Below are 6,989 nucleotides of genomic sequence, written 5' to 3' on the forward strand. Positions count from 1 at the left end.
CCTTGGCAAATGCCACATAGTCTGTAACTCCGGCCTTTTTCATTAAACTCGGATTCGTTGTGAACCCGCTTACAAATCCAGCCTGGTAAGCTGCCATCATATCGTTAATATCCGCACCGTCCGCATAGATTTTAACTTTTAAATCACTCATCGTTGTTCCTCCTGCAATGTATTTTAATAGTCATAGGAAGGCAAGACCTCTCTCTGCATTTATCAATCAAGATTTGATTAATACTTTAATTTCATTACCCGCCATGACCGCTTCAAAAGCATCTCTCCATTGTTCCAGAGGAAAAACTTTAGTAATCATTTTTTCTGCATTGATCTTCTTCTCTGTCAGTAGATCAAGCGCAATTGGCCATGAACTGGGTTTCTGTGAGCGGCAGCCGACATATGAAATTTCTCGTTGAATGATGGATTCTTGATCAATTGGATTCAGCTTTTTAGCAAATAATCCGATTTGCACAAAGACGCCTTTCTTTCTAACAAGCGGAAGCCCTTGATTCACTGCAGGAACCGCACCTGAGCAATCGAATACGCGATCAACACCATAGCCGTCTGTAACGCTTGATACAAGTTCTTCCAGACTGTCCTTCATCGTATCGACAATTGCGTCCGCACCCAATTCTTTAGCAAGTTCAAGCCGTGCGTGATCTTTTGTAATACCAGACATGATTGCGTAAGCGCCTTTTGCCTTAACAACCTGAAGCAGCAGCAGACCAATCGGCCCCGGCCCGAAAATCAGTACTTTGTCATCAGAATCCACCGTTGTTTTCTCTAATGCCGCATGAACGACGCAGGAAAGCGGCTCACTAAGCGCGGCGGCTTTATAGGATAAATTATCATCCAGGACATGACAGCTTTCTTCACGTGAAAGAACATATTTTGCAAAACTGCCGTTTGCCTGTGTGCCAATTCCCTTTCGATGACTGCATAAATTGTAGTCTTTTTCCTCACAGTATCGGCATGTACCGCAAGTCTCGAATGTCGTTTCGCTCGTGACGCGGTCACCAACCTTGATCCTCGTGACATCAGGTCCGATTTCAACCACTTTACCTGAAAATTCATGGCCTAAGGTTACCGGTGCCGTTGGATTTTTATATTCACCTTTAAACGTGTGAATATCCGAGCCGCAAATTCCTGTATAAGCAACTTCTATTTTCACATGATCGCCATAAACTTCCGGTTCGGGAATTGTTTTCAGTTCCATATGATCATAACCAGGTTCTTCCTTTACAACTGCCTTCATGATTCATGCACCTCTATAGTTGGTATTATCATAACTTTGTTAAAAGGCTGTTCACGATTAATCATCATGTCAAAAGCCTGTTGCGTCTCCTGCAATGAAAATCTGTGAGAAATATAGGCAGATAGATTAAGTCTTTTTTGCTGAAGCATTGCGATTGTCGCTGTCCATGCTCTCCCGGGAAATGGCGCCGTATAGGAATTCCAGCAGCCTTTAACTGTCAGTTCACGGCGAAAAATATTTTCAAATGCTTTTTCATGCAGGGTGACATCGGAATAGGCGATACCGACATAGGCGACCTTGCCTTTCTTTTTCGGAATAAGTAATGATTGTTCTTGAGTAAATCTGGAACCGGCACATTCAAAAACAAGATCCACTCCTTTCCCATGAGTGATTTCCATTACTCGTTCCTGCATCGCTTCCTTCTTGGAATTGATGGTATAATTACACCCCATTTTTTTGGCTTCAATCAATTTTTCAGGAGCAATGTCAATGGCGATAATATCCTTAACGCCAGCAAGTTTAAGCCATTCAATCACGAGCATTCCGATCGTTCCAATTCCGAAGACCGCTGCCTGATCGCCGATTTTAGGCGCGGCGTTCAAGACCGAATGCAATGCAACAGCAGAAGGCTCAATCATGGCAGCGTTTTCAAAATCAAGATTTCCAATGGAGAGTACATTTTTTGCCGGTAAAACGGCATATTCAGCAAATCCGCCATACTGTACCGAACCGATCATTGTATAAGCTTCACAAAGCGAATAATCGCCTCGCTCACAGTACTCACAATGTCCGCATGGAATAAATGGGATGGCAACAACACGTTCTCCATCACTCAGATGACCGACATTTTCACCTTTTTCAACAATTACACCAGAAAATTCATGACCCATGACTGCCGGAAGCGGATAGTTCCAGCGCGTTTGCATTTTGTGTGTATCCGAGCCGCAAATCCCGCATGCCATGACTTTTATTTTGACTTCATCCGCTTTAACTTCGGGAAGCACAACATCTTCAAATTTAATTTTATTTCGTTCATGTAACACAGCTGCTTTCATAGAAACCACCTACTGAAATGAATAATTTATGTTACCGCTAACCTTTTTTGCCTCGCTTCTTCTTATAGCCAGATTAGAAAAGCGCCTGAAAAGCTTGTGAGAATTTTAATATTGCCCAATTCAGTATATTGCCGCCCATATCAAGTGAGGAAACCTGAGTGACACCTTTTGGAAAATCGTATACACCCCGCATCATTTCTGTATGAACCGGCCCGAAGTTTGTCGCCATCAGAAGCGCAAGCGCCATGACGACCATACCAGCGAGAACCGAGTGAATAATGTTTCCCTTGCGTGATGCGACAATGAATGATACATAGAAAGGAATAGTTGCCAAGTCTCCGAAGGGGAGCACCTGATTCCCCGGTATAATAACGGCCATGAACAAAGTTATCGGCACGAGAATCAAACCGGTTGCAATGTTTGCCGGATGACCGATTGTCAGGGCGGCATCAAGTCCAAGGTTAATTTCACGACCATGATACTTCTTACTCACATAATCACGTACAGAATCAGAAATTGGGATGAGGCCTTCCATCAGTATTTTCACCATACGCGGCATCAGAAACATGACACCGCCAAGCGCAACACCAAGTTTAAATGCCCTGCCTAGGTCATAGCCGCCTAACAGACCGATAATAATACCGATAAACAGGCCGATAATCATTGGCTCACCAAAAATGCCAAACCGTTTCTGAATACTTTCCGGATCTGCTTTTAATTTGTTAATTCCAGGAATCTTAGAGATTAACCATCCAACCGGAACACCGATCAATGAACAAGCCGCCGTTGAACCTGTAGGGCAGGTGATGCCTTCAAGGCCATAAAATTTCTGCGTATATGGCGCCGCCCGGTCAGCAATAATCAGAACGATAATTTCATAGATGAAAGCACACAAAATAGCGAACCACCAATTGCCGCCGGTCACGATGTAGCCGGTCGCTCCCGCTGCGATGAAATGCCAGTAGTTCCAGATATCAATATCCAGCGTCTTAGTGACTTTAAGAAAAAGTAATACAATGTTGAGTAACAAGCAAAGCGGTATCAGGACTGCAGCTACCGGTGTTGCCCATGAGGCAGCAGCCGCTGACGGCCATCCGGTATCAAGAATCGTCAGTTTTAAACCAAAGTTTGTGACCATCGCGTGTGCCGCCGGACCTAAGTTATCTGTCAGCAAGCCGATAACCAGATTGATTCCGACGAAACCGATCCCAATTGTTATGGCCGAACGAAACGCTTTGCTGATACTTACTCTAAAAACAAGGGCAATAATGAAAATGGCAATGGGAAGTATAACCGTTGCTCCTAAATTCAGGATGTATTGAACAACATTGTAAAGAGCTGTCATGCTTGTTCCTCCTCTGCTGCGCAGTTCGCTTAGTTTAGATAGCTCAAAATTTTTGCATCGAGTTTATCCATGCCAACCCCGCTAATGTAAGCGGTTGCAATTACAGCCGGTATATCATACTTGGTCGGCAGAATCGTCGTCGAAACAATTAGATCTGCCCCACTTTGTTTTGATTTCACCTCAGTGATTTTGCATTGTTCGATTTCGGCATCAACATGGTTATCCTTAATAAGATTTTCAACACGATTAGCGACCACCGTAGAAGTTGCAATGCCTGCTCCGCAAGCGACAAGTATTTTCTTAGTCACGATCTGCACATCTCCTTTTTTTTATTTTCTTAACGCTGCACCGTTCAGCGCTTGATACATCTCTTCCCTTGAGGAAGATTGAACCAGCTGATTGACCTTTGCTCCGTCCTGAATCATCCCAACCAGTTCTTGAAGTACTTCCAGCTGATTATGCGGATTATTTAAACCAAGCATAAATACGAGTGATACATCTGCCTGCTCTGCATTATTATCCATAAGCCGAAAAAGGACCGGAGTATTTAAAGTTGCAATAGCAATGAATTCTTTAGTGACACATTCCGCGTCTGTATGGGGGATCGCAACGTTGTTTTTACCCAGTTTCAAACCGGTTGGAAAAATTTTCTCCCGTTCTGTTAACCGCGACAGAAAATCATCAGTGACAAATCCTCCTTGCTTTGCCTTGTCGTATAAATAGTGAAACAATTCCCTCTGTGAATTAAAATTCAGCTTGGTAAAAATGAGCTCCTTGTTGATGAATTGCTGAATACTCACCTACAATCACCTCTCTGTTTGACATTAATCTTAAGCCATTTTTTCAGATACGTTTTCTCCAAATTCTTTAATGAGCCCATGCAGCTGCCGGCAACTTCCCGCATGCCTCATTTTTTCAATAAACGAAGTCGATTGCGCAATCTTTGTAAGCTCCAGCAGTGCATTAAAATGTGATTTTTTGTCAATCGGCGCCAATATAACCACGAAATAGATAGTCGGCAGGCCGTCAGTTTTCAGCCCCTCACGAATATGAAGCAGACTCATTGACAGCTTTTCTACACCGTATTTCGGTTCGGAATGCGGAAGTGCCAAATGCTTGCCGAGAATAATCTGTCGCAGTGGCTTTCTATATAAAGTATTTAACCGATTCAAGTAGCTGCCGTTAATTAACTTTCGATCCTGAAGCGGCTTCGCGCACCATTCCAGTGCCTGCTGCCAATTTTCCACCCGGTTCACTTGTTGAATCATAGAAGCGGGCAGAAGTTCATCAATTCGATAGAAATCTTTGTTTTCTAAAGACCTATCTTCTCTCATATCGGACTGACTTACTTTATGAATCAAGAGATCATTTAAAGCGGATTGTAATTTACTTTTTTCTTTAATATCCGCATACTTTTCTACCAGATCAATCATTTTTTCAACATCAATCAGATCTTGATCCACTTGATAAATTTCTTTAATCACGTTATGACGCAATCTCGTTTTTTCCTTATTGCCCATAACTTCATTAACAATGAACAATTTGGCTTTAGTAGCAATCGGTATCGGCGAGAAAACAACATCGCATGGATACTGCATTTGTGAAAACTCGCGAACGGACATGGCCTTGTAGAAGATCATTTCCGGAAACAGGCCCTTAAGTGTTTTCTCCATTAGAAGTGACAACGACACACCATTGGTACACACAATCGCCGCTTTCAATTTGGCGCCGAGCTGATCACCATAATTAATCAGATGACTGCCGATAAATAACGAAATAAATAAGACTTCCGTATCCGGAATCGGTTCCCCTATTAATTTTCTTAAAGGATCAAGCGATTTTTTCACAAAATAATTAAGGATTTTATATTCTTGATCGATCTGGTGCAATCCACTATGGTCAATGGTCAAGTGATATTTAATTCGATAATAAGCCGGTTTAAAATGGATCATAAGCTTTTTTAATAGCATTGCTTTATTTTTCAAGCGAATGCATGCATTCGCTTCAAATAGATTCAGACACTTCATTAAAGATTGCTCAAGCTGCGGAATCTCATCAAGCATAAAATCTTGCGACGGTATGATGTTTGATGTAAGTACCTGAAGGGTGATGTACATCCGTTCCTGCTTCGGCAGGTTTACCCGGTCTTCAATCAAGAACTCTGCTGCGCTGTATTCACGCGTATCAGACAAGCCTTCATAGCTGACAAAAAAAGCTTCTTTGTCAATGGTATAGCCTTGGTTAATTCTTTTGAATACGCCTTCAAGAACGTATGGTAGAATCTGCATCTTAAGGTCAATGAACTTAAGATTCAAACGGCTTTCAACTTTCTCCAATTTCGTCCGCCAATGAGCAACCTGTTCTTGTGGCAGATTCATGAAGTGTTTCAGATAGCTTTCTCCGCCATAGATGTTAATCAGATGATTAATGATTTTAATTAGGATAAAGCGTGCATCCCATTCCTTGCCAACAATCTCATATCCTTGTTTTCTTGAGTACACCAAGTCAAGCTGATAAGGCGCAATAGTGTCTCTCGCCAGCTTCAAGTCTCTTAAAACCGTGTTTCGGCTCACCCCCAATTCTGAGATAAAGTGACTCATTGACAACGATTCGTTTTTGGTGATAATCATCAAAATAATGATATAACTGCGTTCTTTCTGAGAGAAAAGATACCAGTCATTAGTTTTTTCTTCATCTGCTGCGCTCATTAATGTCAGCAATTTAGAAGAAGCAACAAAATGGCCAGAGGACGTATGCTCGATGCGGGGATAAGATTTTTCTTTCAACCAATGATTAAGTTTCTCAATGCTGTAATCGACTTGACGACGTGAAAGATTATAGATACTCTGCAGTTCCTTACTCGTTCTTCTGGGATGTATGAGCAGATCTCTGAGTAATGTGTCACTTCTTTTACTTAGATACATCATCTTTTCCTCCCCACGAATGTAATTGTACTATGGTCGGATGTAAAAATGTATGCGCTTTCATAGCCACTTTTCGCCACTAGTTTGTGCATCTTGGTGCTGAACAAAAATGGTATTTAAAGTCCTCTCATAGGATAATATTTAAAAAAGCTTCACAATAACCAATTTCAAATGTGTGTGTGCGGACAGCCCGATAAGAAGAATTTCCGTTGATGTCACTCATTTTATTAACGCGTACAAAAATTGGGCTGATCAACGTTTCTATTGGTTTTGATCGGTGACCCATTTTTATGAACGAAGTGGTATTCTTAATTTTAGAAAAACAAAAAAAACACCCGGTCCTGAATCCACATTGCCGGACCGCTTATACTGATATGAACAAAACTGTCAATACCCCCACCACATTGGATTGGATC

The 6,989-nt window shown here is 41.9% G+C and carries 7 protein-coding genes; all 7 read right to left on the reverse strand.

Features of this window, described 5'->3' with window-relative positions:
* Positions 1–151, reverse strand: a 151-nt coding sequence (locus NIE88_RS21520; protein WP_290446639.1) for a transaldolase family protein, incomplete at its 3' end; no start/stop codon positions are given.
* 66 nt (positions 152–217) lie between these two features.
* On the reverse strand, positions 218–1,249 hold the full coding sequence (locus NIE88_RS21525; protein ID WP_253065614.1) for a zinc-binding dehydrogenase: 1,032 nt from the start codon (positions 1,247–1,249) through the stop codon (positions 218–220).
* On the reverse strand, positions 1,246–2,304 hold the full coding sequence (locus NIE88_RS21530) for a galactitol-1-phosphate 5-dehydrogenase (RefSeq protein WP_253065615.1): 1,059 nt from the start codon (positions 2,302–2,304) through the stop codon (positions 1,246–1,248). Before NIE88_RS21530 ends, NIE88_RS21525 begins: the two co-directional genes overlap by 4 nt.
* Before the next feature lie 73 nt (positions 2,305–2,377).
* Positions 2,378–3,649 carry a PTS galactitol transporter subunit IIC gene (locus NIE88_RS21535; RefSeq protein WP_253065616.1) on the reverse strand — a complete coding sequence of 424 codons (1,272 nt, stop codon included), beginning with the start codon at positions 3,647–3,649 and terminating at the stop codon, positions 2,378–2,380.
* 29 nt (positions 3,650–3,678) lie between these two features.
* The gene (locus NIE88_RS21540) at positions 3,679–3,957 is read right to left on the reverse strand and encodes a PTS sugar transporter subunit IIB (protein ID WP_373689478.1); all 279 of its coding nucleotides are present in this window, start codon (positions 3,955–3,957) and stop codon (positions 3,679–3,681) included.
* 21 nt (positions 3,958–3,978) lie between these two features.
* On the reverse strand, positions 3,979–4,449 hold the full coding sequence (locus NIE88_RS21545; protein ID WP_253065617.1) for a PTS sugar transporter subunit IIA: 471 nt from the start codon (positions 4,447–4,449) through the stop codon (positions 3,979–3,981).
* A gap of 30 nt (positions 4,450–4,479) precedes the next feature.
* Entirely contained in the window at positions 4,480–6,573 is a 2,094-nt protein-coding gene (locus tag NIE88_RS21550) for a BglG family transcription antiterminator (protein WP_253065618.1), read from the reverse strand.
* Positions 6,574–6,989 lie beyond the last annotated feature (416 nt).

Source organism: Sporolactobacillus shoreicorticis (assembly GCF_024125445.1).
Classification (GTDB): Bacteria; Bacillota; Bacilli; order Bacillales; family Sporolactobacillaceae; genus Sporolactobacillus; species Sporolactobacillus shoreicorticis.

What these genes read in the sequence shown, in the direction of transcription:
- NIE88_RS21535 (WP_253065616.1), bottom strand. Translation starts at nt 3,649, where the DNA reads ATGACAGCTCTTTACAATGTTGTTCAATACATCCTGAATTTAGGAGCA.
- NIE88_RS21550 (WP_253065618.1), bottom strand. Translation starts at nt 6,573, where the DNA reads ATGTATCTAAGTAAAAGAAGTGACACATTACTCAGAGATCTGCTCATA.
- NIE88_RS21525 (WP_253065614.1), bottom strand. Translation starts at nt 1,249, where the DNA reads ATGAAGGCAGTTGTAAAGGAAGAACCTGGTTATGATCATATGGAACTG.
- NIE88_RS21530 (WP_253065615.1), bottom strand. Translation starts at nt 2,304, where the DNA reads ATGAAAGCAGCTGTGTTACATGAACGAAATAAAATTAAATTTGAAGAT.